Origin of the sequence: Jatrophihabitans sp., from assembly GCF_035474675.1 — a bacterium.
In the GTDB taxonomy this organism is placed as follows: Bacteria; Actinomycetota; Actinomycetes; order Mycobacteriales; family Jatrophihabitantaceae; genus Jatrophihabitans_A.
The window spans coordinates 1-24,876 of the sequence record NZ_DATINC010000040.1 but is presented as its reverse complement, the minus strand read 5'-3'; the positions used below and the strand labels follow the sequence as shown (position 1 = coordinate 24,876).

Here is a 24,876-nt window from a genome sequence, read left to right as displayed (position 1 = left end):
CCTGCTGGTGTTCTCCACGATCTCCCCGATCATGTTCATCCTGCTGTTCGCCTACGTCTTCGGCAGCGCGATCCGGGTGCAGGGGATGAACTACCGCGAGTTCCTGATCCCCGGCATCTTCGCCCAGACGGTGATCTTCGGCGCCACCCTCACCGGCGCCGGCATGGCCGATGACATAAAGAAGGGGATCATCGACCGCTTCCGGTCGTTGCCCATGTCGCGCTCGGCGGTGCTGATCGGGCGTACCGGCAGCGATGTGGCCAACAACATCCTGATCATCGCGGTGATGTCGCTGACCGGGCTGCTGGTCGGCTGGCGGATCCGAAGCTCGGTGGGTGAGGCCATCGGCGGCTTCCTGCTGCTGCTGGTGTTCGCCTACGCGATCTCCTGGATCATGGCCTGGGTCGGGCTCATCGTGCCCAGCGTCGAGGTGGTGAACAACGCCTCGTTCGTGGTGATCTTCCCGCTCACCTTCATCGCCAACACCTTCGTGCCGACCAACAACTTTCCCGGGCCGCTGAAGTTCGTCGCCAACTGGAACCCGGTGTCGTCGGTGACCCAGGCTGCCCGGCAACTGTTCGGCAACATCCCCGAGAGCGTGCCGGTGCCCGACTACTGGTCGCTGCGCCATCCGGTGCTCTACACCCTCGGCTGGGTGCTGTTGCTGCTGCTGGTCTTCATCCCGCTGTCGGTGCGCCAGTACAAGAAGGCTGCCAGCCGGTGAACCCTCCCGGACTAGCCGGAGCGGTGCTCGACTGGCTGCTCGAGTCCGACCCCTCGGTGCGCTGGCAGGCGCTGCGGGACCTGACCGACGCCCCGCCGGAGGTGGTGGCAGCCGAGCGGGCCCGGGTGACGGTCGAGGGCTGGGGCGCGCAGCTGCTCGCTGCCCGGGACCCGGACGGCAGGTGGGCCGGCGGCGCGTGCTTCCCGGCCACCGACTGGTCCCGGGAGAACGAGCACCAGCCGTGGACGGCGACGCTGCCGACGCTGGACCTGCTGCGGCTGCTCGGCCTCGACCCGGATTCCCCGCAGGCGCGGGAGACCGTCGCCCTGGTCCGGCAGAACTGCCGCTGGGAGTACGACGACCTGCCGTTCTTCGACGGCGAGGTGGAGCCGTGCATCAACGGCCGCACCGTCGCGCTCGGCGCGTATTTCGGCGAGGACGTCGAGGTAATCGTGCGCAGGCTGCTCGACGACCAGCTCGACGACGGCGGGTGGAACTGCTGGGCCGAGACCGGCTCGACGCGCTCGTCGTTCGACTCGACGATCAACGTGCTGGAGGGCCTGCTGACCCACCAGCGGGCCACCGGCGGCACCCCGGAGTCGGCGGCGGCCCGGCGCCGGGGCGAGGAGTACCTGCTGGAACGGTCGCTGTTCCGGCGCAGCAGCACCGGCGAGCCGGTGAAGCCCGAGTACCTGACGTTCGCGTTCCCGCCGCAGTGGCACTACGACGTGCTGCGGGCGCTGGACTACTTCCGGGAGGCGGACCGCCCCGACGAGCGGCTGGCCGAGGCGGTCGCGCTGCTGCGTGCCAGGCAGCAGCCGGACGGCAGCTGGCCGGTGGAGCACACCCATCCCGGTGCCGTGCACTTCGCCCTGGAAGACCGCACCGGCACGCCCAGCCGGTGGCACACCCTCCGGGCGCTGCGAGTGCTGCGGTGGTACGACCAGGCCAGCGGCTGAACCTGCCCGGCACGGGTCGGGTGCGGCCGGGTACGGGTCAGGTGCGGCCGCCCGCTGCCGATAGGGCTCCTATCGCCGCCGGTGCGGTGCCGGCGAGCTGCAGATGGGAACGTCGATGTCCTGCTCGCAGGTGGTTGCCCTCACCAGCCCAGCCCGGCCAGCCCGGCCAGTCCGGCCTGCCCGCCCGTCCCGCCGGCTGGCGCCGGCTGGACTCGCCCTGGCCGCCGCGCTGGCCTGCCTGGCAACCCTGCTGGTCCGCCCGGTTGCGGCATCGGCCGCCACCACCGCCGAAACCGCCGCGGCGACCAGCGTGCTGCGGATGCTCAACGCCGAACGGGCCGCCAACCACCTGCCGGCCCTCGGGGCGAGCGTCGCGCTGACCAGCAGCGCCCGCCGGCACAACCTGGCCATGGCCGCGGCCAACCAGCTGTCCCACCAGCTGCCCGGCGAGCCGGTGTTCACCACCCGGATCAGCCAGGCGGGCGTGGCCTGGCACTCAGCCGCCGAGAACGTCGGCTGGACCACCGACCGCAGCACCGCCGGGGCGAACGGCCTGCAGGCCGCCATGTACGGCGAGAAGCCGCCGAACGACGGCCACCGGCGCAACATCCTGTCCACTTCGGTGCGTTACGTCGGCATCGACGTGCTGATCGACGCGCGCACCGGCAAGCTCTGGCTCACCGAGGACTTCGCCGACGTGCAGGGACCGGTCGGTTCGCTGGCCGGGCACAACCCCAGCGGCTACTTCGACAGCGCGGTGGCGCTCACCAACCACCAGGTACGGCTGCGCGGCTGGGCGGTTGACCCGGACAACCGGCTGCTGTCGCTGGCCATCGCCGTCTACTACGACGGCCGGCCGCTCGGCTGGTTCAAGGAGCCGGCACTGCGCCCGGACGTCGCGCTGGCCAAGTCGGCCGGCCGGTACTCCGGCTTCGACATCACCGTGACGCTGCCGGCCGGCGTGCACTCGGTGTGCACCTACGCCATCAACGTGGGCCTGGGCACCGGCAACCCGAAGCTCGGCTGCCGCACCGTTCGCACCTGACCGGCAGCACCCGCCAGCATCCTCCAAGCCGCCGGTCAGGCTTGCCCCGGCACCCGAGGGCCGCCCATTTCCTTGGCAGCACGGCGATCCAGCCCGGCGATCCAGCCCGGCCCGTGACGCCCTACCGGAGTTTTACCCTGCCGGGCTTGCACATTCCCGCACGCGCCAGCCGCTCAGGACAAGCTTCGCGCGGGCTGCCACTGTGTGCATACCCTGGCAAATATCGCAAAACACGTGTTGAATTCCTAGGCGTTCCGTTGATCCTACGACAACGGATCGTCGAGGAAAGAGGTGCCGATGAGCGGTGGCAGCGCAGGCCCTACTGTCGTCCTGGCGGGCGCGGACGAGGTGGCCCACGAAGCCCGCGACGTGTTGGACTGGCTCGACACCCAGCGCGCGCACCTGAGATTCCAGGTGGAACGGGTCGCGCTGGCAGACATCGACGGCTGGCAGTTCGACGAGCGGTCCGGAAACCTTGCCCGGCCTGACGGCGCATTCTTCTCGATCGAGGGAATCGCCGTGATTCGCCACGATTCCTCCCCGAACCAGTGGACCCAACCGATCATCAACCAGCCCGAGATCGGCCTGCTGGGCTTGCTGGTCCGCCGCAACGGCGGTGTAGTGGAAGGCCTGTTCCAGGCCAAGGCCGAGCCCGGCCAGGCGAACCTCGTCCAGCTGGCCCCCACCGTGCAGGCCACCCGGAGCAATTTCATGCGCGCCCACGGCGGCTCGGCGACCCGCTACCTGAGCAACTTCTGGCCGCCGGTGGCCGGCGTCCAGGTCGACGTGCTGCAGTCCGAGCAGGGATCCCGGTTCCTGCGCAAGCACAATCGCAACATGGTGGTGGAGGTCGCCGGCGACGTCGAGGCCGAGGACGGCTACCGCTGGATCTCCCTCGGCGCCGTCTGGGCGCTGTTGCAGCAGGACGACGTGGTGAACATGGACGCCCGGTCGGTGCTGTCCTGCCTGCCGGTGACACTTCCGCACGCCGCCGACCGGGGTGTCTCCGGGACGGCTGACGGCCTCGGGCGGGTGAGCGGGCCGACCGCCCGCAGCCTCGTCGATCCGTACGCTTCGGTGCATTCGTCGGGAGAGATCCTGAGCTGGCTGGCGCACGAGCGACAGCGGCACTGCCTGCAGGCCCGGCTGTGCCCGATGCGCGACATCGAGGGCTGGCAGGTCGGGACGGACGCGATCGAACACACCTCGGGCAGGTACTTCCGGGTGATCGGCACCCGGGTCTCCATCTCGGGCCGGGAGGTCGCGGCCTGGTCCCAGCCGATGATCGAGGCCGCCAGTTCCGGCCTCATCGCCTTTCTGGTCAAGGAGATCAACGGCACGTTGCACGTGCTCGTCGAAGCCAGGTGCGAGGCCGGGCTGGCCTTCGGGGTCGAGATCGGCCCGACGGTGCAGTGCCGGCCGGCCGCCTCGGTGGGCCGGCACGCCGACGCCGAGCGCTTCCTGCACCGGGCGATCGACGCTGGTGAGGACCAGGTCCTCTACGACGCCGTGCTGTCGGAGGAAGGCGGCCGGTTCTACCGCGAGCAGAACCACTACCGGATCATCCAGGCCCAGGACCTGCCGGACGCCGAGCCGCTCGGCTACCGGTGGATCACCGCCGCACAGCTCAAGTCGCTCACCGCACTCACCGGCTACGTCAACATCGAGGCCCGCAGCCTGCTGGCCTGCCTCACCAGCCTGGTCTCGCCGACCCTCCTCAGCGCATGACGGCCCGGTCGGGACATCCCACCGAGCTGGGCGACGTCGCCGGTCGCACCGCGCCGACGACACCGGATCCCCTGCCGACGTCAGCCTGGTGGGACGGCCTGGCTCCCTCGGGCCCGGCCTGTACCTTCGCCCTCTCCTCGGTCCGGGTGACCGTCCGCAGCAACAACCAGCGGGTGATCGACGAGCTCGCCGGCTACCTCGGCGGCCACTTCCCGGTCACCGCGGGCAGCTCCGGGCCGCAGCCGGACTGGACGGTGGGCATCCTCGACACCCCCGACCCGCTGGCCGAGGGCATCGGCGCAGAACCGGTCGTGCTGCACGACTTCGGCGCCGACAAGGTGGTGGGAACCCGCTCCGTGCGGCATCCGGGCACCTTCACCGCCGCCGGCGGGGACTGCCTGATCGTCGCCGACGTCGCCCGCCGCCGGATCACGATCGCCGGGCAGTACCGGGCCGGTTCGCTCTACCCGCACCGGGAAGCCGCGCTCACCGGCATCGCGCACGAGATCATCCGGCACCTGATACGCCTGCAGTTGGAGTTCCAGGGCGGACTGGTCGTGCACGCCTCGGCGGTCGGCTGCCGGGACCAGGCCCTGCTGGTGGTCGGCGACAAGCGGGCCGGCAAGTCGACGCTGCTGACCGCGCTGCTGCTGCACGGCGGCGCCGACTACCTCGCCGGTGACCGGGTCTTCCTCTGGCCGGAGCCCGACCCGTCCGGCTGGCTGGTTGCCGGCTGGCCCACCGCACTGCGCCTGAACCCGGCGACCGCGGGGATCTTCGCCGGCCTGCGCGCGGTTGCCGACGCCGCCCGGCACGCCGGCCCGCCCGAGCGCGAGGCCGGCAGCCGCAAGCTGCACATCCACCCCGCCGACATTCCCGGCCTGCTGGCGGTGCCGGTCCGGCCGGTCGCCACGCTGACCACGGTGCTGTTCCTGGGCACCGCGGTCGGGCAGCCCTCGACCGAGGTCAGCGAGGTCTCCGCCGAGCGCGGCCTGGGCCTGATCGAGCCCAACCTGCTGACCCCGCACGATCCGCAGCACCCCAACTGGCTCGACCTGCCCCGGCCGTCGAGCCGCGCCCTGCAGGCCGCCAGGCAGGCCTTCACCGGCGAGCTCGGCAGCTCGGTGCGGTTGCTCGAGCTGCCCGTCTGCGGGTGGACCGAGCAGGCGTTGGCCGTCCAGGTCGGAGCCCTGCGCGAGAAGCTGGGCTGGCCGCCGGCCGCACCGGGTGCCGAGGACCGGCAGCCCGCTGCCGCCGGCCCGCGCGGCGCGGTCACCGTGCTGACCTCCGCACGCGGCCCCCTGGTGCTGCCGGGCCGGTACCCGGCACCGGATGGGCAGCAGGGCACCATAGAGCCCGACGACCCGACCGACCGAGGGCGGTCCGCCCCCGCGGAAAACCGCCACCCGACGACCGGACAGGATGACGACTGAGCATGGCACTGCACCTCCCGACACCGCTGCACGAACGGGCCTGCCAGAACGTGCTGGACTTCTTCGCACCGCAACCTGCCGTGGACAGCGTCCTGGTGGTGCGCTCGTGCGCCCGGGGCACCGCCGTGCCGGCGAGCGACCTGGACATGGCCGTGCTGGCCACTCCGGACAGCACCGCCGAGGACCAGCAGAAGTTGCGCCAGGACTGGGAGAGCTTTCGGGCCGACAACCCGGCGATCCTCGAGCTGTGCGCCTCCAACCAGTTCGCCGCGATGCACCTGGAGTTCTTCGACGGGGCGTTCGAACCGACCGTGTGGGACGACAACGGCGGGCCGGACGACTTCGAGTTCCAGCTGGGCAACTTCCTGGCCTACTCCGCGCCGGTCGGCACGGTGGGCCCGTACCTGGACGAGCTGCTGGGCACCTGGCTGCCCTACTACGACGAGCAGCTGCGCGCCGACCGGCTGGCGATGGCCCGCAAGGCCTGCGTGGCCGACATCGACTGCGTGCCGTTCTACCTGGACCGGTCCCAGCACTTCCAGGCATTCGACCGGCTGTACAAGGCGTTCCGGGAGTACCTGCAGGCCCTGCTGATCAGCGGCCGGGTCTACCCGCTGGGCTACGACCGGTGGGTGCGCGAGCAGGTGGTCGACCTGCTCGGCCGTCCGGACCTCTACCCGCAGCTGCCGCCGATCCTGCAGGTGGAAAGCATCGACGGGCGCTCGATGATGTCGAACGCCGCCAAGCTGCGAGACCTGGTCGGGGACATCGCGCCATGACGGTAGGACCGGCCGCCGCACCGGCGCTGGCCGCTTCGCCGCCGCCGGCTCCCGATCCGGCGGCTCCCGATCCGGCGCAGGGCCGGCCAGCCGGCGACGAGCACGAGCTCCTGATGCGGGAGTTCCTGGCCGCGCACCGGCACCTCGGCCAGTACGTCTCGGTGCAGCCGAACGGCTACGCCTTCCTCAACGCGGTCTGGCTGCTGCACACCGACCGCGGCGGGTTCGTGGTCAAGCGCCACGTGCCCGAGGTAGGCGCAGAGCGCCTGGAGTGGACGGCGCAGCTGCTGGATGCCCTGCACGAGCAGGGTTTTCCCAACGACCGGATCCTGCGCACCGACGACGGCGCGGCGGCGCTGGCACTGCACGGCAGGATGTTCACCGCACACACCTTCCTGCCGGGCGAGTGCTTCCGCGGCGGCATGGCCCGCCTGACCGAGGCGCAGCGCACGTCGGCCGTCGACGGGCTGGCCTGGTTCCACTCGCTGGCCGGCCAGCTGCGCGGTGCCGGGGCACCGCCGGCGCTGGCACCGGGTGCCGGCCCGGACTCGGCAGTGGATCCCGGGCCGTTGCTGTACTGCGAGGATGTCAGCGAGCTCGCGGCCTACTGCACGCCCGCCGTCGAGCAGCTCGCACCGGGCTACCGGGCCGAGCTCGACGACCTTCTCGGCCACCTCGCGGAGGTGCTGCGCGGCGAGGCCTACCGCGCGCTCGACCGCCAGATCATCCACGGCGACTACCGCCACAAGAACATGGTCTTCTCCGGCGAGGAGTTCGCCGGCCTGTTCGACTGGGACTTCGTCCAGCTCGCGCCGCGGCTGGTGGACGTGTGCGGACGGTTCGCCCAGCACTACCTGGATGTCAGCGCCACTGCCGGTCCGGACGCCATAGCGGGCTACCTGGCCCGCTACCGCGAGGCGGCCCTGCGCCACTCCGCGCCCCTGAGCCGCGAGGAGGAGCTCACCCTGCCCGACCTGCTGCGCGCCGGCGTCGTCTCCACCGGAGTGGTGGTGGCCGCCTTCCTCTGCCACGCGCCGCTGATGGCAGCCGAGACCGCCGAGGACCGGACGGCAGAAGCGCGCCGCCGGTTGCTGCGAGCCCGCGCGCAGCTGCGCACCATCGACGAGTTCTGGCCACGCCGGACCACCCCGTACCGGCCATGACCCGACCCCGACACCGTGCCCGCCTTCGACGCACCGACCGGCCGAGCTGAGGAGAACACCCCATGGATCCCGAACTCTCAGCGTGGAAGGACAACCTGCGCGGCAAGGGAGTGCTGCCCGAGGGCATGAAAGCGGCGATGCTGGCCGGTTCCTCGGCACGCGGCTGGCACGACGCCCGCAGCGACTTCGACGTCTACCTCGTCACCGACCGGCCCTGGTCGTCGGAGGGCACCCGGTCGTTCACCGTTCCGCTGGAGCCCAGCACGGTCGGCACCGAGTCCTTCTACGTGGGATCGCGGCGCTGGGAGATCAGCTACTGGCTCGACACCCAGGTCGGGCAGCTGATCGAGAAGGTGTCCTGGGAGGCCTTCCGCAGTGACCTGATGGCCGGCGACGCCCTCACCGCCCGCGAGGAGACCTTCCTGTCCCGGCTGTCGAGCGCGGTCGCCCTCGAGGGGGAGGACTGGATCCGCCAGCGGAAAGCGGAGTTGCACGACAGCGCCTTCCGGTCCTTCCTGGTCGCCAGGTCGCTGGGCTTCGCCGACGGATGTGTCGAGGACGCCCTCGGCCAGCTCGAGTCCGGCAGCGCCGAAGGCGCCACGCTGGCCGCCCGGCAGGCGTTCCACCACGCCATCGACGCCCTGCTCGAGGCGAAGGGCGAGTACGGCAGCGCGGTGCAGAAGTGGCTTCCCTACCGGGTCCGGGCCGCGCAGCCGCTGCACATCTCCTTCGCCGAGTACTGGGCGGTGGAGACCATGCAGACCTACGACCCGGCCGACCCGGCGCGCTGGATCAACGAGGTGCTGACGCTCTGCCAGGACATCTCGATGAAGATCGAGGTGTGAGGGTGGGCACGCCGGCACCGCTCGCTCCCGACGACGTCCCCGCCCGCCGGCTGGACACCCGAATCCGGCGGATGGACGGCAGCCTGGTGCTCGCCTTCGGCGAGACGGTGGTGCAGCTGTCCGAGTCCGGAGCGCTGCTCTACGAGCACATGGACGGCAGGCGGACCGTCGGCATGCTGGCCGCCGTGCTGGCCGAGACCTACGAGCTGAGCGAGCAGGAAGCCCTGACCGACACCGGCGAGTTCCTCGGCTACCTGCTGGAGAACTCGCTGGCCGAGGTAAGGACGTCCGGCCCTTGATCAGGATTCGCCTGGACGACGCGACCCTGCACCGGACCCGGGTCGCCACCAGCCCGCTGTGGGAGTCGCTGTCCAGCCTGGCGTTGCTGGTCCGCTTTCCCGGCGACGTGCCGGCGCCCTACCGGGAGTGGGCGCGCCGAGCCCGCCGGAGGATGCCGGAAGGCATGCGGCAGGAACTCCAGGACTGGCTGCCGACGCTGCGCGCCCATCGGCTGCCTGCCTTCCTGACACCGCTGCCGGAGACGCCGCGCCCCGCCATGGCCGACGAGCTCGCCGTGCTGCGCTCGGCGGCCGCCACCGCCGACGAGTCGCAGCCCGCCGCCGTCAGCCAGCGCTTCGCCGCCGGCCCGGCAGCCGTGGCACAGTTCGCCGACCGGCTCGAGGAGTACTGGGAGGCGGCCGTCGCCCCGTACTGGGCGGGAATCAGCAGCGCGCTGGAGGAGGAGATCCTGGTCCGGGGCCGCACCCTGGCCACCGACGGGCCGTCGGCGATGCTGGCGGAGCTGGGCGGCCGGGTGATCTGGCAGCCGCCCCAGCTGTCGGCTCCGTACCAGACCGACAGCGCCTACTCGCTGACCGGAACCACCTTCGTGCTGGTACCGGTGATCTTCGGAGCCGGCACCCGGATCTTCTCCTCGGCGCCGGGCGCGGCCGGCGTCTCCTACCAGGCCCGGGGTGCGGGTGTCCTGGAGGACAGCGCTGCCGAACCGGCGGTCAGCCCCGAGGCCGACCGGATGGCCACCCTGATCGGGCGGAGCCGGGCGGCGGTGGTGCGGTCGCTGGTCGCCCCCGCCACCACCACAGCGCTGGCCAGGGCCACCGGGCTGGCGCCCAGCACCGTCTCCCAGCACCTGTCCACCCTGGTCGCCGCGGGCATCGTGTGCCGGCACCGGGTGGGGTCGAGGGTGCTGTACGAGCTGGACAAGGGCGGGTTGATCCTGATCGAGCAGCTGAACGACGAGCAGTTCTGACGCCTCGCCGAGCAGCGCCAGGACGCCGGCTCAGTCGGCCCCGGTCAGCCAGCGTGCCGCGTTCAGCTCGTCGATCAGCTGCCGCAGCCGGCCATACCGCTTCGCGGTGACCAGCAGCGACACGGCCGCGGCACCGGGGACGTCGCAGTCGGTCGGCTGCTCCGAGCCCGGGGTGATCCCCTCGCCGGCGAAATCCGCGAACCGGGTGGCGAGATCGGCCAGCGCGGCCGGCGGAGGTTGGTGGTGCAGGTGCAGGACCAGCCGCCGCTCCCCCGTCCAGTGCAGGCACTGGTAGTTGGCATAGAAGCCCACCAGCTCGGCCACCGCGGCCGGCGCGGAGTCGGTCACCCGGAACAGCGCCAGGCTGTCCGGGCGCAGGTAGCCGGTATCGAGCATGGTGTGCTCGACGAAGTCGACGAACCGCGTCCAGTAGCAGCCGCCGGGCTGGTCGAGCAGCACGATCGGGGCCGGTGGCATCTTGCCCATCTGCGCCAGCGTCAGCAGCTCGAAGGCCTCGTCGGCCGTGCCGAAGCCGCCCGGCATCACCACGAACCCGGCCGAGGCCCGCACCAGGGTCAGCTTGCGCAGGAAGAAGTACTTGTGGACGACGTGGCGTTCCGCGCCGACGAACTCGTTCGCCTTCGCCGCCGAGCGCAGCGCGATGTTCACCCCGTAGCCGCCCTCGATGCCCGCGCCGGCATTCGCCGCCGCCATCAGGCCCGGCCCGGCACCGGTGATCACCTGCCAGCCGGCGGCGGCGATCAGCTCGCCGAGCAGCCGGGCCTGCTCGTACAGCGGGTCGCCGGCCGGCACTCGGGACGAGCCGAAGAAACCGACCCGGCGGTGGTCGGCGGTGCCGCCGAACACCCGTGCCGCCTGCTCGATCTCGGCCACCGCGGTCGCCGCCAGCTCGAGGTCGTCGGTCGCGTTGGGCAGCCCGGCCAATCGGCGCAGGGCGTCGCTACCGGACCGGACGAATTCCGCGCCGGGACCGGAGAATTCGTGGCCGGAAGGCTCGTTCACGAAGGGGAAACCCTCGTCCGGCGCAGCGACATACCGGCGAGCCTACCGCTGCGCCGATGCCGGCGACCGGCCTCGGTGGCGGCCCACCCAGTGCCCGACCGCGCTGCCAGCGGGCCGGTATAGGGTGGCTGCAACGGCCAACTGCCAACGGACGGATGAGATCCGGTCGGACCGGATCAGATCCCGTCCGACCCATCGGAGGACGAGAATATGCCCTTGCAGCTGGGATCGTACGGCGCGTTCGTGACCCCGCCCCGACTGGCGACCGAGGAACTGGCCGCCGGCGTCGAGGAAGCCGGCTACGGCACGCTGTGGGTCGGCGGCAACCCCGGCGGTGACCTCGGGTTGCTCGAGCGCGCGCTGCGGGCCACCATCCGGCTGGTGCTGGCCACCGGAATCATCAATATCTGGAAGGACGACGCGGCCGACATCGCCGCTGCCTGGCGGCGGATCGAGGAGGCGACACCGGGCCGCCTGCTGCTCGGCATCGGGGTGGGTCACCACGAGACCGACGGAGCCCGCTACGCCAAGCCGTACCAGGCGTTGCTCGACTACCTGGACGAGCTGGAGGCCGGCGGGGTGCCGCGCACCGCCACCGTGATCGGCGCCCTGGGGCCGCGGGTGCTGGCTATGTCGGCCGAGCGCTCGCACGGCGCCCACCCGTACCTGACCACCCCGCGGCACACCCGGCAGGCCCGCGAGATTCTGGGGACCGAGGCGCTGCTGGCTCCCGAGCACAAGGTGGTGCTCACCGAGGACGCCGAGGTGGCGCGGGCGCTGGGCCGGGACTCGGTGGTACATCCGTACCTGTCGCTGGCCAACTACGCCAACAGCCTGCGCCGGCAGGGCTACACCGACGACGACCTGGCCGGCGAGGGCAGCGACCGGCTGATCGACGACCTGGTCGCCTACGGCCCGTCCGAGCGCATCGTGGCGCGGCTTCGCGAGCACCTCGAGGCGGGGGCGGACCATCTCGCGGTGCAGGTGCTGGTCCCGCGCGGCACCGACCCGCTCGACGGATTCCGCCGGCTGGCGCCCCTGCTGGGGCTCTAGGCCGGGGCCGGACACCTCATGCGAGTACTGCTGACCACGAACTACTGGCGGGCCGGCGAGGGCAACTCGTGCTTCCAGCAGAGCGTGCCGCTCGCCCGGGCCCTGATCGGGGCCGGGCACGAGGTGGCCTTCGGGCTGCCGCAGCCGATGACCGGGCAGGCCACCGAGCTCGGCTTCCGCACCTTCGCGGCCGGCGAGCCGACCGAGTTCGTCGAGCTGCAGAAGGCTCTCGGGGTGGCGGGGTTGCCGTCCGGGCAGCGTTCGGCGGCCTACTTCGACCGCCTGCTCGCCGGGGTGTGTGCCCGACGGATGGCCGCCGACATCCTCGAGCTGGCGGAGGACTGGCGGCCGGACCTGGTCATCCGGGACGACACCGAGTTCGGCGGGTGCCTGGCCGCGGAGGCACTCGGCATTCCGCACGTCCAGCTCAAGGTGACCGGCATGCGCCCGCCGGCCGGTTCCGGCGGTTCGGCGGCGCTGGACGAGCGGCGCGCTGAGCTCGGCCTGCCACCCGACCCGGACGGGCTGATGCCCGAGCGGCACCTGGTGCTGCTGCCGATGCCCGCCGAGCTGTACGGCGGTTCGGTGCCGCCCTCGGCGATGGCGATCAGGCCCCTGATGTTCGACCCTCCGCAGCAGGGCTGGCAGCCGGACTGGCCGGGCTTCGACCCGGACCGGCCCACCGTCTATGCCACCAGCGGCAACACCTTCGCCCGCAATCCCGAGGTGCTGACGGCGATGGTGGCCGGCCTGCGCGACGAGCCGGTGAACCTCATCGTCACGGTGGGACGCGGCACCGACGTCGCCGAGCTGGGTCCCCAGCCGGGGAATGTCCATGTCGCGCAGTGGATTCCCAACGGCTCGGTGCTGCCGCACTGCGACCTGGTGGTCTGCCACGCCGGCCCGGCCACCATCCTGGGCGCGCTGAGCTACGGCGTGGCACTGGTGCTGGTGCCGTTCGCCTTCGACCATCCGTGGAACGCCGCCCGGTGCCAGGCGGCGGGCCTGGGCATCACGGTTGCCGAGGAGGAGCGCAGCCCGGACGCGATCCGGGTGGCCGCCCGCCGGGTGCTGGCCGACCCCGCCTTCGGGCAACGGGCAGCCCGGATGGGCGAGCAGATGGCCACCCTGCCCGGGGTCGAGGATGTGGTGGTCCGGCTGGAGGAGCTGGTGGGCCGGCCGGACTAGCCGAAGGCCAGCAGGTTCTGCTCGGCAAGCTCGGCCAGGGTGTCGCTGACGTCGGCGACGGTGCACTCCAGCTGGTCCAGGATCTCCCGCAGGCTGCGTACCCCGTCGATCGCCCGGAGCAGCTCCAAGGCCGGCGGCTCGCTCTCGTCCAGGACGTACTCGATGCTGCCGTCGACGGCCACGAACCACTCCGGGCTGCCCGGCCGGGCCAGCAGCAGCACCTCGGGCGCCAGCCGGGGAACCGAGTCCAGATCCCACGCCGGGCCGAGGCCCACGGCCTGCTCGATGCCCGGCCGCTCCCAGGCCCTCGCCCACTCGATCGGCGGGCCGGCGTCCGGGGTGACCGACATCGTGTCGGCCTGCTCCACCAGCTGTGAGAGCAGCCCCATGTTGACCACCCGCAGCGCCAGTTCCAGCCGGGGCGAGTCGGTCGGCCGCTCGGCGAACCGGACCAGCTCCTGCCGCAGGGCGTCGCCGTCGAGGAATCTCGCCGACTCCGCACCGGCCAGCGCCTGCTCGATCAGGGCGCCGTCCTGCTGCAGCAGCATCCGGACGAACACCTGGTAGGTGTGCCGGGTTCCGGGCCCGTAGAAGAAGGGCCCCTTCGGACGCTGCACGCTGGCCTCGGGCAGCACGCCGCTCATCGCCTCGCGCAGGATGGTCTTGTCCCACAGCAGCCGGGGCCGCAGGTGCCGCGGGACCGTCGCCGAGATCTCCACCAGCCGGTGGTCCAGGAACGGCACCCGGGCCTCGATCCCGCTGCCGGCGGCCGTCCGGTCCTCGTGCCAGACGTTGTACTGCTGGATCTTGCGGTACTCCCAGTCGAGATAGCTCAGGTACGGGTCGGCAAGCTCGGTGCCGGCCACCGACTCCACGGCTGCGTCGGTGAGGAACGACGGCTCGGCCGGGGCCCACCAGGCACTCAGCTCCGGACGCCGGCGCAGCACCCCCTGCCGGGCCAGGGAGCGCAGGTTCGCCTCGCACACCTCCCAGCCGGCACCGCCGGACAGCTCCGAGGAGTAGCCGCCGTTGAACTCGTCGCTGGCCGCCCCCAGCAGCATGGCGCGCAGGTCCGGGCGGACCTGCTTGGCGAACCGGTGCAACTCGTGCTTGTAGTAGATCTCCGGGCCGCACAGCGGCGTCTCGCACAGCCACACCAGGCGCAGCCAGTCCTCGGGTGAGGGCACCCGGGACGGGTCGAAGACCACCTGGTGGTTGGGTACGCCGAACTTCTCGGCGAGCCGGTGCGCGTGCTCGGCGTCGCCGTTGAGGTAGGTGCTCGCGCTCAGCACGGTGAAGGTGTGCAGCTGGTCCAGCTGGCCGACGGCGTGCGCCAGCACCGAGGCCGAGTCGATGCCACCGGACAGGAACAGGCCGATCTCGGTGTCGGCGGTGGCGCACTCTGCGACCGAGGAGGCCAGCACCTGCCCGTAGGACTCGACGAGGTCCTCGGCCCGCGCGTCCGGCACGGTCTCGGTCGGGAACTGCCAGTACCGGTGCCTCGCCGTCGCGCCGCCGTTCAGCTCGATGCGCAGGATGGTGGCCGCGGGCACCGACTCCAGCCCCTCGAACCAGGTGTCGGGCGCCCGGTCGTGCAGGCTGGCGGCACTGGTCAGGTAGGGATTGGCCAGCGCTGCGGCCCAGTCGAACCGGCGGGGCGTGTCGGCGTCGGCGAACAGGGTCTTCAGCTCCGAGCCGAGCACGATGCGCCGGTCGTTGCGGTGGTAGTAGAGCGGCTTGATGCCGAACCGGTCCCGGGCGAGCACCAGAACGTCGTTCTTGCGGTCCCAGAGGATGATCCCGAACATCCCCCGCACCGAGTCGAGGAATTTGAGGCCGTGCTCGCGGTAGAGGTAGAGCAGCACCTCGCAGTCGGACTGGGTGCGCAGCGTGGTGCCGGCCGGCAGGGTGGCCGCCAGCTCGCGGTGGTTGTAGACCTCGCCGTTGGCGATCAGCACCAGGTTGCCGTCGTCACTGACCAGCGGCTGCCCGCCGTGCTGCGGATCGACCAGGGACAGCCGGGTGAAAGCCATTCCGACCGGCCCCTGGCGGGTGGTCACCCGGTCGTCGGGGCCCCGGTGCTCGAGGATGTCGGCCATCCGGTCCAGGAGTGCGTCGGCGACGGGCTCCAACACCCCGCCGTCGAGCCGGGCGACGGCCGCGATGCCACACACAGGTTGCTCCGTTTCTGGCGACATCCACTGCCGGCAGGTAGGTAGGGGCTACTGAGTCAGGAGCTGCCGTGCTCCCCCTCGAGGGAGGGCACGGCAGCTCCCGGTACCTCAGGTGTTGTTGCGCAGCATCGTCGCTGACGTCACGGTCGTGCCAGCCGGCTTGGTGTACTTCTTCATCTATTTTCACCTCCCAGAACCTGGACGGTCCAGAGGCCCGGCGCTCCACCCGGCCGGACAGGCCCGGGCGGAAACGTCGGTGCACTCCTGACAGCGGCCACGCTAACCACGTCGTGGCCGTCCGGGCCATCTATTCGGCCTGCGCCGAACGTTCGCGTCGCGCGGGGGCGATCCGGCGGCCGATAGAGTCGGCGACGACGTCGTCGAGGGAAGTGAGGGGCGCATGAGCGGGCTCGACGCCGACCGGCTCAGGCGCACGCTGGGCGAGCACGGCGCGGAACTGCGCGACGGCCGGCCGCTCGCCGACGGCCTGCTCCGGCGGCTGTCCCCGGGCGCGCTGGCCCGGCTGCCCCGGATCGCCTTCATCGTGCTGCGCCCGGACGCCCTGCAGGCCGGCAGCGCCGTTGCGCTGGTCGCCGAGCTCGGCAGGCGGTGTGCGGCGTCCGTGCTGGCCCTGCGGGTCCGGCGGCTCACCCCGGCCGACTTCAACGCCCTGTACCGGCACGAGTTGACGCTGATGGGCCGGCAGGTGTGGTTGCACCACCGGCTGTTCGAGTCCGGGCCGGCCGGGCTGGTGGTGCTGGAGGGAGACCCGGGCGGGTTCGACTCGCTGGGTGAGCGAATCCAGGCGATCAAGGGCGACGCGAGCCCGGCCCGGCCCGCGGGTGAGGACCTGCGCTCGGCGATGGGGCGGTTGAGCGCCGTGCACGTCGGCCTGCACACCGCCGACGACCCCGGCGCGACCCTCTGCCAGGGCACGGTGTTCTTTGGCGTCGCCGGGCTGGCGGAGATCCTGGATGCGGCCGGCCCGCTGGCCGAGGACGTCTGGCGCCCGCTGCTGGAGACCGAGCTGCCGGCCGCGGCCACCATGCCGGCCGCGGCCCTGCAGCTCAAGCGCCGGATCCTGGCCAACCTGGCCGCGACCGGCCCGGCCGACTCCGCACCAGCCCGGCAGCTACGGGCCCTGACGGCCGAGGCCTGCGCCACCGTCGCGCCGCTCCCCTACCACCGGCAGCGCCCGGCCTACCGCGACTTCGCCCGGGCGGAGTACCCGCTGCTGCGGCAGCTGATCGCGGCCTGCGAGAGCGAAGTCCCGGCCGGCATCGCCGCGGTGCTGGCCGACCGCGAGCTGTCCCCGCAGCTGCGCGCCCGGGAGCTGCGCGGCCGCGTCGACGGGCTGCACGCCCTGTATGCGAGCTGGTACCTGTCCGGTCACGGCGCCTACACCGTCGACGACGGCGAGCCGCTCTTCGATGCGCTGGAGCGCTGCAACGTGCCGGTGTCCGAACGCGTCCGGGTGCTGCTGATGTCCGGGCTGCAGTACGACGTCAACCCGGTCGCCACCTGGTCCTCCGAGCGCCTCTACGCCAATGACTGGAGCGTGCTCGAGCAGGACTAGCGGGCCGGCCGGACTTCCCGCGGCGCGGACCGGCCGGGCTTCCCGCGACTTTCACAGGGCGGCGCGCTAGCCGACCGTGCCGGTGGCGAGCAGGTGGGCGCTGGCGGCCACCAGGGACCGTTCGCTGCTGAGGGCGCGGGCCAGTTCCAGGGCGGACTGGAAGGTCGTCTCGGCGGACTCGGAGTGCTGGGTGGCTTCGGCCACCGTCCAGGCCGGCCCCTCGACGCCGTGGATGACCACGTCCCGCAGGCCGGCGGCCCGGCACTCGTGCTCGAGCTCCTCGGCGCGATGGAAGTAGGCGTGGGTGAACCAGCCGTTGCTGGCGTCGTGCACGCCGTCGTCGATGAGCCGCCGGGACCATTCGATCCAGGGACCCACCAGCCGGCCGGTGGCCGCGAAGTCCAGCGGTCCCTGGAAGCGGGAGATCGCCGCCGCGGCGACCACGCCACCCGGCCGGGTGACCCGGACGGCCTCGGTGAGCGCGGTGATCCGGTCCTGCTCGGAGATCAGGTGGTACAGCGGTCCTAGCAGCAGGGTGGCGTCGTAGCTGTCGTCGGCCTCGGGCAGGCTGCGGCTGTCGGCCACCGCGGCCTCGACGGCGGGCTCGCCGGCCAGCGCCTGGGCCACGTGCCCGGGCACCAGGTCCAGCAGCTTGACGCGGTGCCCGGCCGCGGTGAGGGCACGCGCGTACACGCCGGTGCCGCCGCCCACGTCCAGGACCCGCGCCTTCGCCGGCAGCAGGTCGTCCAGGATCTCCAGGGTGCGAATCCATTCCAGCTTCTCGTGCACCCCCTTCAGCATCCGGCGGCCCTCGTCGTAGCGGTTGCCGTAGTACTCGGCGATCTCGGCGGTCACGCGCTCGGTCACAGGTCGTTGCCTCCGTTCGGCGAGGGGTGGCTCACCACGAGATCGGCTCCCAGGTGCGCGAGCGCACCGACCTCAGGGCGGTGTCGAGGATCTGCTGGGCCAGCAGGCCGTCGGCGAAGCTCGGCGCGTCGGAGAGGGTCGACGCGTCGGCGGAGATCGGCGCGTCGCCGGCCGCCGGGCGGCGCAGCGCCGGCAGCACGAACGCCCGGTAGAGGTGCCTGGTGGCCGGCAGCAGGTAGGCCGACGCCGACGTCGAGGACCCGGGCGGGGAGGGCCGGCCGCCCGGATGGCACAGCGCCTGCTCCTCGGCGGCGCCGGACAGCTGCTCGACCAGCTCGACCCGGTCGGATTCCGGCCGCAGCGGATTGGCGCGGGCCACCGCGCTGGCGCGGCTGCCGTGCACCTCTACCCGCAACGGGAAGTCGGTCCGGATTCCCCAGTCCTGCGAGGCCTGCAGCCGCACGCTGAGCCCGGTCTCGCACTGCAGGTGCAGCCACGCCTGGTTGGGTGACAGCCCCGCCGAGCCCGGCTCGGCGGCGGTGTGCGCCCACACCTGCCAGGTACTGGGACCGCCCGGTTGCCCCGGCGCCTGCAGGTAGCGGGCCAGATCCACCATGTGCACCACCAGGTTGCTCAGCACCCCGCCGTACCGCACGTGCTGCCACTGCCGGCCGGGGCGCGGCGGCCCGAGCCGGAACTGCATGTCCAGCGCGAGCACTGAGCCCAGCCGGTCGTGCTCCAGCAGCTCCTTCACGGTGGCCACCGGGGCGGCGTAGCGCCAGAGGAAGCCGGTGAAGTGCCGGACACCGGCCGCCCGGACCGCGTCGAGCATGGTCTCGGCCTCGGCGGCGGTCTGGGCCAACGGCTTCTCGCAGACCAGGTGCTTGCCCCGGCCGGCCGCCGCGACCGCGATGTCGCGGTGCAACTGGTCGGGAGCGGCGATCACCACCACGTCGACGTCGTCGCGCTCGACCAGCGCCTGCCAGTCCGCTTCGCGGGCCGAGGCCGGCAACCCGAGCTCGGCGGCCGCCGCCTCGCACTGTTCCGGGCGCCGGGACCAGATCGCACTGACCTCGACATCGCCGGCGAGGTCCCGGGCCGCCTGCGCGTGCACCTTGCCCCAACCGGTGCCGATGATCCCGAGACGTAGCGGTGCTGTCACTGCGGTGTTCCCCCAACCCGACGTCGTTCGTGCTCTGGCAGCGTAGTAGTTCCTCCGGGCCCGGCACCGCGACCGCGTCGGCCGGGCAGCTCCCCGGTACGCCTTCGGCGGGCGCCGGCCGGTGAGAACCGACTTTCGTCAAAAGCCGAATGGATGGCTCCGCCCGGCACCCGGCGCCTAGGGTGCTGGGGCAAGCATGCCGAGCGCCGGAGAGGACAGTGAGGGGGTGTATCGCGAAGCCGCGCTGCAGGAACTGGTGAGGGTGCGGACGAGTTCCCGCGACACCGCCCTCGCGACGGCCTGCAGCGACCGGACGAACGCCATGGCGCGCTGGGACGACCGGGCCAGCGTGCGGCGCAACCCGCGCCGGGTGCTGACCTCGGCCGGCACCGAGGACGTCTTCTTCCCGCCCGAGCTGTACCCGGTGGTCGACCATCCGCTGGTCGTCGAACTCGGGCCCGACGTCCGCCGCCAGCTGCTGATCCAGCGGCTCTACGACTACCTCGACTTCACCACCGAGCTGGAGTCGCTGGCGGTCATCCCGGTGGCCATCAAGATCAGCCGCAACCGCGCGGGCCTGCCGATTCCCGCCCAGGCCCGGGCCGACGCGTTCAAGATCGTCACCGACGAGGCCTGGCATGCCCAGTTCAGCCATGACTTCATCCAGCAACTGGAGCGCCAGACCGGCATCGGGCACGTCAACGCCGGCGGGATGGCCTCCTTCGTCGACCGGCTCGACCGGATTCACGAGGCGCTGCCCTGGCAGCTGCGCGGCATCGAGGAGCTGCTGTTCGCAGTCGTCAGCGAGACGCTCATCTCCAGCATCCTGTCCGACCTTCCGGCCGACCCCCGACTGCCGCGCAGCGTGCGTGACCTGGTCCGCGACCACGCCGAGGACGAGGGCCGCCACCACGTCTACTTCCGCGCCATCCTGCGCCACCTCTGGCCGGCCCTGACCGAGCCGGAGCAGGCCGCGGTCGGGCCCTTCCTGCCCGAGATCGTCCATGCCTTCCTGGAGCCCGACTACACCCGTGCGGCCCGCAACCTGGTGAGCGTCGGCATCGGCAAGGACCAGCTCGACCAGGTGGTGCAGGAATCCTGGCCGCGGTGGCGGGTGAGCTCGGAGATCGCGGCGGCAGCCTCCTCGGCGGTGCGCTACTTCACCGAGGTGGGCGCCCTGGACCAGCCGCGTACTCGCGAGGCGTTCCAGGCCGCCGGCCTGATCCCGGGCGCGGTAGTGTGAGCCGGTGTCCTACCGGACCTTTCGCAGCAAGCGGACATGTCGCGTCGGGCCGGGGTTGTCCACCAGGCAGGTCGCCGTTGCCCGGGCTCAGAGCAGGTCGAAGACCTCGTCGAGGGTCACGCCCCGGGACACCATCAGGCACACCACGAAGTACAGCACCTGGGACAGCTCCAGCCGGACGCTGTCCCGGTCTTCGTGCTTGGCCGCCATCCATGCCTCGGCAGCCTCTTCGAGGAGCTTCCTGCCGAGCCCGTCGGGACCCTGGTCGAGCCAGTGCACGGTGCCGCTGCCCTCGGGACGCTGGTGGGCCCGCTGCAGCACGGCGGCGTACAGCTCCTCCACGGTCACCGCGAAAGCCTATCCCCGCCCGATTTCCGGATGTGAGGCCCGGCGATGACCACTAGCGAGACGGCGCCGGTCACCCGGTCGAGCACCTCGCTGTTCTGGCGGTACTGGACCGCCTCGGCGGTGAGCGAGGTCGGCTCCGGCGTCACGCTGGTGGCGCTGCCGCTGATCGCCATCACGCTGCTCGACGCCTCCGCCTTCCAGATCAGCCTGCTGACCGCCATGGGCTACCTGGGCTGGATCACGCTCGGCCTGCCGGCCGGGGTCATCGTGGGGCGGTTGCCGCTGCGCGGCCTGCAGGTGGGCGCCGACGTGGTCCGGGCAGTGGCCATCGGCAGCCTGCCGGTGCTCTGGTGGCTGGACCGGTTGACCTTCGCCCACCTGCTGCTCGCCGCGGCCGTCATCAGCCTGGCCACCGTGCTGTTCGACGTGGCCACCGCGACCTTCCTGCCCGCCATCGTCGACAAGAGCCAGCTGACCGCCCGCAACAGCCTGGTGTCGGGCACCTACGCCGTCACCCAGCTCAGCGGCCCGTCGCTGGGCGGCCTGATGGTCCAGGCGCTGGGTGCCGCCCCGGCGTTGCTCGTCGACTCGGTGTCGTTCCTGTTCTCCGGCGCGGTCCTGCGTACCCTGCCCGAACGGCGCACCCCGCCGGTGCCGGCCGCCAGCATCGGCAGCCAGATCCGCGACGGGTGGCGGTTCGTGCGCTCGCATCCGGTGATGTTTCCCTGCGTGGTGTGGGCGACGGCGATCAACTTCACCTGCGGCGCGCTGCTGGCGCTGACGCCGGTCTACCTGGTCCGCGACCTGGGTGCCTCGCCTGCGGCGGTGGGCCTGCTGATGGCCACCGAGGGCATCGGCGCGGTGATCGGCTCGTGGCTCACGCCCCGGTTGGAGCGCCGGTTCGGCGGCGCGCGGGTGATGCTCACCGCCACCTTCACCGGCGCCGCCCTGGCGCTGCTGATGCCGCTGCTCGGCGGCGTGCCGGGCGCGCTGGTGTTCTCGGTGGGCAACGCCGGCTTCGCCGCCGGCGTGGTGATGGGCAGCATCATCACCCGCACCCACCGCCAGACCGCCAGCCCGCCGCACCTGCTGGCCCGGGTGATGGCCACCGTGCGCTTCGTGTCCTGGAGCGCCACCCCGGTCGGGTCGCTGGTCGCGGGCGGGCTGGCGGTCGGCCTGGGCACCAGGGCCGCCTTCTGGCTCTCCTGCGCCAGCGCCTTCCTGGGGCCGGTGCTGCTGCTGCGAGGTCCGGTGCCCGGGTTGCACTCGCTGTCGGACCTGGAGCCCGCCGACGCCGAGGAGGCCCGATGACCACCGTCGTGACCGAGGCGGAGGTGCTGGCCGGCCTGCGGCAGATCCGGTGGGACGACATCGAGCAGGTCGCGGCCCAGGCCCCGCCGTTGCTGCGGGAGCTGGTCGCCGACCCGGCCTGGCTGGGCCGGGCGCTGGAGGAGATGTTCGCCGACGAGCACCTGCGGTCGCTGTCGGAGCGGCTGGAGATCTTCGACAAGGTGGTGCTGCTGCACGACCGGGCCAGCGGCGTCCGGCTTCGCATGCACATCTTCCACGACGGCTACGTTGACACGCCCCACAACCACCGCTTCAACTTCACCTCCCTGATCCTGGCCGGCGGGTACGAGCAGACCTTGTACGGCGACTGGGCCCCCTTGTCCCTGGACCTCGACCCGGCGGTGCTGCGCCCCCGGTTCATCCGGCAGGAGACGGCGGGCAGCGCGTACACGATCGAGCACACCTTGCTGCACTCGGTGCGCGCCGCCGCCCAGACGGTGACCCTGACGGTCCGCGGGCCGGCGCAGAAGGACCGGATGCTGGTGATGGGTTCGGACGGCGCGCCGTTCTGGGCCTTCGGCATGGCCGACGAGGACGAGCAGGAGCGCACCAGCCGCAGGCTGTCGAGCGCGAACCTGGCCGGCATCCGCGAGCTGCTGCGGGCCCAGGGGCTCGTCCGGTAGCGGTCGCGAGCCGGCTGGTCAGCCCTCGGCGGGGTCCTCGGTGTGCTCGCGGGGCGCGTCGGCACCCTGCTCGGACGCGTCGCCGCCCTCGGTGTCGGTCTGGGTGTGCTGCCGGACGGCGTCCTCGGCGGCGGGATCCTGCTCGTTCGATGTCGGTTCGCTCATCTCTACAGTTCTACTCCGGCGGGCTGCCTGCTCGCGATGCGAGGATGGCGATCATGGACGACGCCAGCGGTGCCAGCCGGACCGCAGTGCTGGTCTGCCAGGGCCGCGCCGCCGCGCATGGCCGGCTGGCGGTGGACCGGTTTTCCGACCCGATCGCGCCGGTGCTGCTGCGCCCGGCCGAGCGCGAGGTCGTCGAGCAGGTCCGGGCCGGCCAGCCGCCCGCCGGCTGGCGCGACCGGATGGCCTACGAGCTGGTGCAGGGGTGTGCGGAGATGATGGTGCCGCGCACCGTCGCCATCGACGACGCCGTCCGGCAGCGGGCGGCCGATCAGCTGGTGATCCTGGGCGCCGGCCTGGACTCCCGGGCCTGGCGGCTGCCCGAGCTCGCCGGCACCACGGTGATCGAGGTGGACCACCCGGCCAGCCAGGCCGACAAGCTCGACCGGATCGGGACCCTGGCACCGCTGGCCGGATCGCTGCGCTTCGCCCCGGTGCGGTTCGACCGCGACGAGCTGGGCAGCGCGCTGGCCGGCGCCGGGCACGACCCCGCCCGACCCACCACCTGGCTGTGGGAGGGGGTGGTGGCCTACCTGACCCGCGGCCAGGTCCGGGCCACCGTCGCCGCGATCCGGGCGCTGTCGGCCCCCGGCAGCCGGCTGATCGTCAACTACCAGCAGCCGGCGGTGGCCAGCATGCTCGGCCGGGTCGTGGTGTGGGCGATGCTCAAGCGGGGCGGCTCCCACCCGATGGCGGGCGAGCCGTGGCGCTCGCTCTGGACCCCGGCCGCGCTGCGCCGGCTGCTGGCCCGGCACGGCTTCGCCGTCGAGAGCGACGAGAACCTGATCGAGGTGGCCGGCCGGCTGGGGTTCGAGCTCCGGCAGCGCCGGTCGACGCGCACCGGACGAGTGCTGGTCGCCGACCTGAGCAGCCCCGCCTGAGACGTCCAGCCTGAGACCCCGAACTGTCATAAGGATCGGTCGCCAGGACAACCGTTTTTTAGAACAGTCGCTCCAGGCCGGTCAGTCGCCGGCCTCAGCCGGACTGCTCCCGGCGTCGAGTCCGAAGTACGGCAGGCAGGGCTCGACGCCCTCGATCCGCACCCCGTCCGCGCCGGTGCCGGCCAGCCAGTCCGAACGACCCAGCCGCAGGTAGCGCATGGTGTCCACCCCGTCGTCGCGGCGGTGCCGGGACTCGCCGTTCGGCCGGTAGCCCAGCGCCCGGGACACCGCCAGCGAGGCATGGTTGTCCTGCCAGGCCGAGCTGACCGCGGCCTCGGCCGCCAGCGGGCCGAAGGCCAGCGCCAGGACCGCGCGGCGCATCTGCCGGCCGATCCCCCGGCCGCGAGCCGGAGCGATCAGGTGCGAGGCGCTGTAGACGGTGCGCAGCGCCGCGAAGTCCTCCGCCTCCAGCTCCTGCACGCCCACCAGCTCCCCGCCGGCCCGCACGCAGAACGGCAGCCGCCACCGCTCCGGACGCCAGCTGCCGTAGCTCTTCCAGTAGTGCTGGAAGCCGATCACCCGGCGGTTGGCCGCCTCGGACAGCCCCGGGTACCGGGTGGCGGCCGGGTCGAGCTCCACGTCGTCGGGCAGCAACTCGGCCAGCGGCAGCAGGTCGGCCTCGGTCATCGGCCGCAGTTCCAGGTCTGCCACCGACAGCCGCAGGTCGAACACCGGCCAGTACGGGTGCCCCACCGCTACTCCGTCGCCGCCAGCAGGGCCTGGGCGGCGGCCAGCACGGTCGCCTCGTCCAGCAGCACCGCCCGGGCCGCGTCGCCCAGCGGGATGAAGCTGTCGGCGCTGGTCACCCGCCGGATCGGGCCGCGGAACCCGCCGTCGACCAGCGCGGTGACGATGCCCTCCGACACCCCGCCCGAGCGCCGGGTCTCGTCCACCACCAGCACCTGGCCGCTGCCGGCCGCCTCGCGCAGCATGTCCGACACCGGCAGCGGGGACAGCCAGCGCAGGTCCAGCACCGCGGTGGACACCCCCTGCCCGGCCAGCGTGCCGGCCACCCGCAGGCTCATCGGCAGCCCGTTGCCGAAGGTCAGGATCGACAGGTCCGCAGCATCCGGCGCGTGCAACGGTCCGCCGCCCGAAGCCCGGACCAGCCAGCGCCGGGCCCGCCCGATCGGCACGTGCTCGTCCGCCCAGCGGTCCGG

25 protein-coding genes are annotated in these 24,876 nt (G+C 72.3%); 17 read left to right on the top strand and 8 right to left on the bottom strand.

Going from position 1 to position 24,876, the window contains the following annotated elements:
• The 10 genes from VLJ82_RS04255 to VLJ82_RS04210 all read left to right on the top strand — a co-directional run.
• Window positions 1-724, top strand: a 724-nt coding sequence (locus VLJ82_RS04255; protein ID WP_408662081.1) for an ABC transporter permease, incomplete at its 5' end; no start/stop codon positions are given.
• The gene (locus VLJ82_RS04250; RefSeq protein WP_408662080.1) at window positions 721-1,683 is read left to right on the top strand and encodes a hypothetical protein; all 963 of its coding nucleotides are present in this window, start codon (window positions 721-723) and stop codon (window positions 1,681-1,683) included. The genes VLJ82_RS04255 and VLJ82_RS04250, both read left to right, overlap by 4 nt.
• A gap of 115 nt (window positions 1,684-1,798) precedes the next feature.
• Window positions 1,799-2,728 (top strand): CAP domain-containing protein, encoded by a 930-nt coding sequence (locus tag VLJ82_RS04245; RefSeq protein ID WP_408662079.1) that lies wholly within the window; start codon window positions 1,799-1,801, stop codon window positions 2,726-2,728.
• Window positions 2,729-3,025: 297 nt separating this feature from the next.
• On the top strand, window positions 3,026-4,456 hold the full coding sequence (locus VLJ82_RS04240; RefSeq protein ID WP_408662078.1) for an NDP-hexose 2,3-dehydratase family protein: 1,431 nt from the start codon (window positions 3,026-3,028) through the stop codon (window positions 4,454-4,456).
• Window positions 4,453-5,889 carry a hypothetical protein gene (locus VLJ82_RS04235; protein WP_408662077.1) on the top strand — a complete coding sequence of 479 codons (1,437 nt, stop codon included), beginning with the start codon at window positions 4,453-4,455 and terminating at the stop codon, window positions 5,887-5,889. The genes VLJ82_RS04240 and VLJ82_RS04235 overlap by 4 nt, the downstream gene beginning before the upstream one ends.
• A gap of 2 nt (window positions 5,890-5,891) precedes the next feature.
• Entirely contained in the window at window positions 5,892-6,668 is a 777-nt protein-coding gene (locus VLJ82_RS04230) for a hypothetical protein (RefSeq protein WP_408662076.1), read from the top strand.
• Window positions 6,665-7,831 carry a phosphotransferase gene (locus VLJ82_RS04225; protein WP_408662075.1) on the top strand — a complete coding sequence of 389 codons (1,167 nt, stop codon included), beginning with the start codon at window positions 6,665-6,667 and terminating at the stop codon, window positions 7,829-7,831. Before VLJ82_RS04230 ends, VLJ82_RS04225 begins: the two co-directional genes overlap by 4 nt.
• Before the next feature lie 62 nt (window positions 7,832-7,893).
• Window positions 7,894-8,676, top strand: a complete 783-nt coding sequence (locus tag VLJ82_RS04220; protein WP_408662074.1) for a hypothetical protein — start codon at window positions 7,894-7,896, stop codon at window positions 8,674-8,676.
• On the top strand, window positions 8,673-8,975 hold the full coding sequence (locus VLJ82_RS04215) for a PqqD family protein (protein ID WP_408662073.1): 303 nt from the start codon (window positions 8,673-8,675) through the stop codon (window positions 8,973-8,975). The genes VLJ82_RS04220 and VLJ82_RS04215 overlap by 4 nt, the downstream gene beginning before the upstream one ends.
• Window positions 8,972-9,946 carry a helix-turn-helix domain-containing protein gene (locus VLJ82_RS04210; RefSeq protein WP_408662072.1) on the top strand — a complete coding sequence of 325 codons (975 nt, stop codon included), beginning with the start codon at window positions 8,972-8,974 and terminating at the stop codon, window positions 9,944-9,946. Before VLJ82_RS04215 ends, VLJ82_RS04210 begins: the two co-directional genes overlap by 4 nt.
• 30 nt (window positions 9,947-9,976) lie before the next feature.
• Here VLJ82_RS04210 and VLJ82_RS04205 read toward each other — a convergent pair whose 3' ends face one another.
• Window positions 9,977-10,969, bottom strand: a complete 993-nt coding sequence (locus tag VLJ82_RS04205) for a TIGR00730 family Rossman fold protein (RefSeq protein ID WP_408662071.1) — start codon at window positions 10,967-10,969, stop codon at window positions 9,977-9,979.
• A gap of 210 nt (window positions 10,970-11,179) precedes the next feature.
• On the opposite strand from VLJ82_RS04205, the gene VLJ82_RS04200 reads away from it, so the two are divergent.
• On the top strand, window positions 11,180-12,022 hold the full coding sequence (locus VLJ82_RS04200) for a TIGR03620 family F420-dependent LLM class oxidoreductase (protein ID WP_408662070.1): 843 nt from the start codon (window positions 11,180-11,182) through the stop codon (window positions 12,020-12,022).
• Between the two features lie 18 nt (window positions 12,023-12,040).
• A complete protein-coding gene (locus VLJ82_RS04195) occupies window positions 12,041-13,210 on the top strand; it encodes a glycosyltransferase (protein WP_408662069.1) in 1,170 nt (389 codons plus the stop codon).
• On the opposite strand, the gene asnB is transcribed toward VLJ82_RS04195, so the two are convergent.
• Window positions 13,207-15,384, bottom strand: coding sequence for an asparagine synthase (glutamine-hydrolyzing) (asnB, locus tag VLJ82_RS04190; RefSeq protein WP_408662068.1), 2,178 nt, complete (start codon window positions 15,382-15,384; stop codon window positions 13,207-13,209). The two genes, VLJ82_RS04195 and asnB, sit on opposite strands and share 4 nt — an antisense overlap.
• Window positions 15,385-15,784: 400 nt before the next feature.
• Between asnB and VLJ82_RS04185 the strand changes: the two genes are divergently transcribed.
• Window positions 15,785-16,960, top strand: coding sequence for a hypothetical protein (locus tag VLJ82_RS04185; protein WP_408662067.1), 1,176 nt, complete (start codon window positions 15,785-15,787; stop codon window positions 16,958-16,960).
• Window positions 16,961-17,026: 66 nt separating this feature from the next.
• On the opposite strand, the gene VLJ82_RS04180 is transcribed toward VLJ82_RS04185, so the two are convergent.
• Window positions 17,027-17,827 carry a class I SAM-dependent methyltransferase gene (locus VLJ82_RS04180; RefSeq protein WP_408662066.1) on the bottom strand — a complete coding sequence of 267 codons (801 nt, stop codon included), beginning with the start codon at window positions 17,825-17,827 and terminating at the stop codon, window positions 17,027-17,029.
• Between the two features lie 31 nt (window positions 17,828-17,858).
• Window positions 17,859-18,989, bottom strand: a complete 1,131-nt coding sequence (locus VLJ82_RS04175; protein ID WP_408662065.1) for a Gfo/Idh/MocA family protein — start codon at window positions 18,987-18,989, stop codon at window positions 17,859-17,861.
• A gap of 226 nt (window positions 18,990-19,215) precedes the next feature.
• Between VLJ82_RS04175 and VLJ82_RS04170 the strand changes: the two genes are divergently transcribed.
• On the top strand, window positions 19,216-20,232 hold the full coding sequence (locus VLJ82_RS04170; protein WP_408662064.1) for a diiron oxygenase: 1,017 nt from the start codon (window positions 19,216-19,218) through the stop codon (window positions 20,230-20,232).
• Window positions 20,233-20,319: 87 nt separating this feature from the next.
• Here the strand turns inward: VLJ82_RS04170 and hisE are convergent, their stop codons facing one another.
• A complete protein-coding gene (gene hisE / locus VLJ82_RS04165) occupies window positions 20,320-20,580 on the bottom strand; it encodes a phosphoribosyl-ATP diphosphatase (protein WP_408662063.1) in 261 nt (86 codons plus the stop codon).
• Window positions 20,581-20,625: 45 nt separating this feature from the next.
• Here hisE and VLJ82_RS04160 point away from each other — a divergent pair, with 45 nt between their 5' ends.
• Window positions 20,626-21,891, top strand: a complete 1,266-nt coding sequence (locus VLJ82_RS04160; protein ID WP_408662062.1) for an MFS transporter — start codon at window positions 20,626-20,628, stop codon at window positions 21,889-21,891.
• Window positions 21,888-22,553 (top strand): hypothetical protein, encoded by a 666-nt coding sequence (locus VLJ82_RS04155; protein ID WP_408662061.1) that lies wholly within the window; start codon window positions 21,888-21,890, stop codon window positions 22,551-22,553. Before VLJ82_RS04160 ends, VLJ82_RS04155 begins: the two co-directional genes overlap by 4 nt.
• An 18-nt stretch (window positions 22,554-22,571) precedes the next feature.
• On the opposite strand, the gene VLJ82_RS04150 is transcribed toward VLJ82_RS04155, so the two are convergent.
• Window positions 22,572-22,718 carry a hypothetical protein gene (locus VLJ82_RS04150; RefSeq protein ID WP_408662060.1) on the bottom strand — a complete coding sequence of 49 codons (147 nt, stop codon included), beginning with the start codon at window positions 22,716-22,718 and terminating at the stop codon, window positions 22,572-22,574.
• Window positions 22,719-22,771: 53 nt separating this feature from the next.
• On the opposite strand from VLJ82_RS04150, the gene VLJ82_RS04145 reads away from it, so the two are divergent.
• On the top strand, window positions 22,772-23,656 hold the full coding sequence (locus VLJ82_RS04145) for a class I SAM-dependent methyltransferase (RefSeq protein WP_408662059.1): 885 nt from the start codon (window positions 22,772-22,774) through the stop codon (window positions 23,654-23,656).
• Between the two features lie 81 nt (window positions 23,657-23,737).
• Here the strand turns inward: VLJ82_RS04145 and VLJ82_RS04140 are convergent, their stop codons facing one another.
• Window positions 23,738-24,409, bottom strand: a complete 672-nt coding sequence (locus VLJ82_RS04140; protein WP_408662058.1) for a GNAT family N-acetyltransferase — start codon at window positions 24,407-24,409, stop codon at window positions 23,738-23,740.
• Window positions 24,410-24,411: 2 nt separating this feature from the next.
• Window positions 24,412-24,876, bottom strand: a 465-nt coding sequence (locus tag VLJ82_RS04135) for a transketolase C-terminal domain-containing protein (protein ID WP_408662057.1), incomplete at its 5' end; no start/stop codon positions are given.

What these genes read in the sequence shown, in the direction of transcription:
- VLJ82_RS04245 (WP_408662079.1), top strand. Translation starts at nt 1,799, where the DNA reads ATGTCCTGCTCGCAGGTGGTTGCCCTCACCAGCCCAGCCCGGCCAGCC.
- VLJ82_RS04240 (WP_408662078.1), top strand. Translation starts at nt 3,026, where the DNA reads ATGAGCGGTGGCAGCGCAGGCCCTACTGTCGTCCTGGCGGGCGCGGAC.
- VLJ82_RS04235 (WP_408662077.1), top strand. Translation starts at nt 4,453, where the DNA reads ATGACGGCCCGGTCGGGACATCCCACCGAGCTGGGCGACGTCGCCGGT.
- VLJ82_RS04230 (WP_408662076.1), top strand. Translation starts at nt 5,892, where the DNA reads ATGGCACTGCACCTCCCGACACCGCTGCACGAACGGGCCTGCCAGAAC.
- VLJ82_RS04225 (WP_408662075.1), top strand. Translation starts at nt 6,665, where the DNA reads ATGACGGTAGGACCGGCCGCCGCACCGGCGCTGGCCGCTTCGCCGCCG.
- VLJ82_RS04220 (WP_408662074.1), top strand. Translation starts at nt 7,894, where the DNA reads ATGGATCCCGAACTCTCAGCGTGGAAGGACAACCTGCGCGGCAAGGGA.
- VLJ82_RS04200 (WP_408662070.1), top strand. Translation starts at nt 11,180, where the DNA reads ATGCCCTTGCAGCTGGGATCGTACGGCGCGTTCGTGACCCCGCCCCGA.
- VLJ82_RS04195 (WP_408662069.1), top strand. Translation starts at nt 12,041, where the DNA reads ATGCGAGTACTGCTGACCACGAACTACTGGCGGGCCGGCGAGGGCAAC.
- VLJ82_RS04185 (WP_408662067.1), top strand. Translation starts at nt 15,785, where the DNA reads ATGAGCGGGCTCGACGCCGACCGGCTCAGGCGCACGCTGGGCGAGCAC.
- VLJ82_RS04160 (WP_408662062.1), top strand. Translation starts at nt 20,626, where the DNA reads ATGACCACTAGCGAGACGGCGCCGGTCACCCGGTCGAGCACCTCGCTG.
- VLJ82_RS04155 (WP_408662061.1), top strand. Translation starts at nt 21,888, where the DNA reads ATGACCACCGTCGTGACCGAGGCGGAGGTGCTGGCCGGCCTGCGGCAG.
- VLJ82_RS04150 (WP_408662060.1), bottom strand. Translation starts at nt 22,718, where the DNA reads ATGAGCGAACCGACATCGAACGAGCAGGATCCCGCCGCCGAGGACGCC.
- VLJ82_RS04145 (WP_408662059.1), top strand. Translation starts at nt 22,772, where the DNA reads ATGGACGACGCCAGCGGTGCCAGCCGGACCGCAGTGCTGGTCTGCCAG.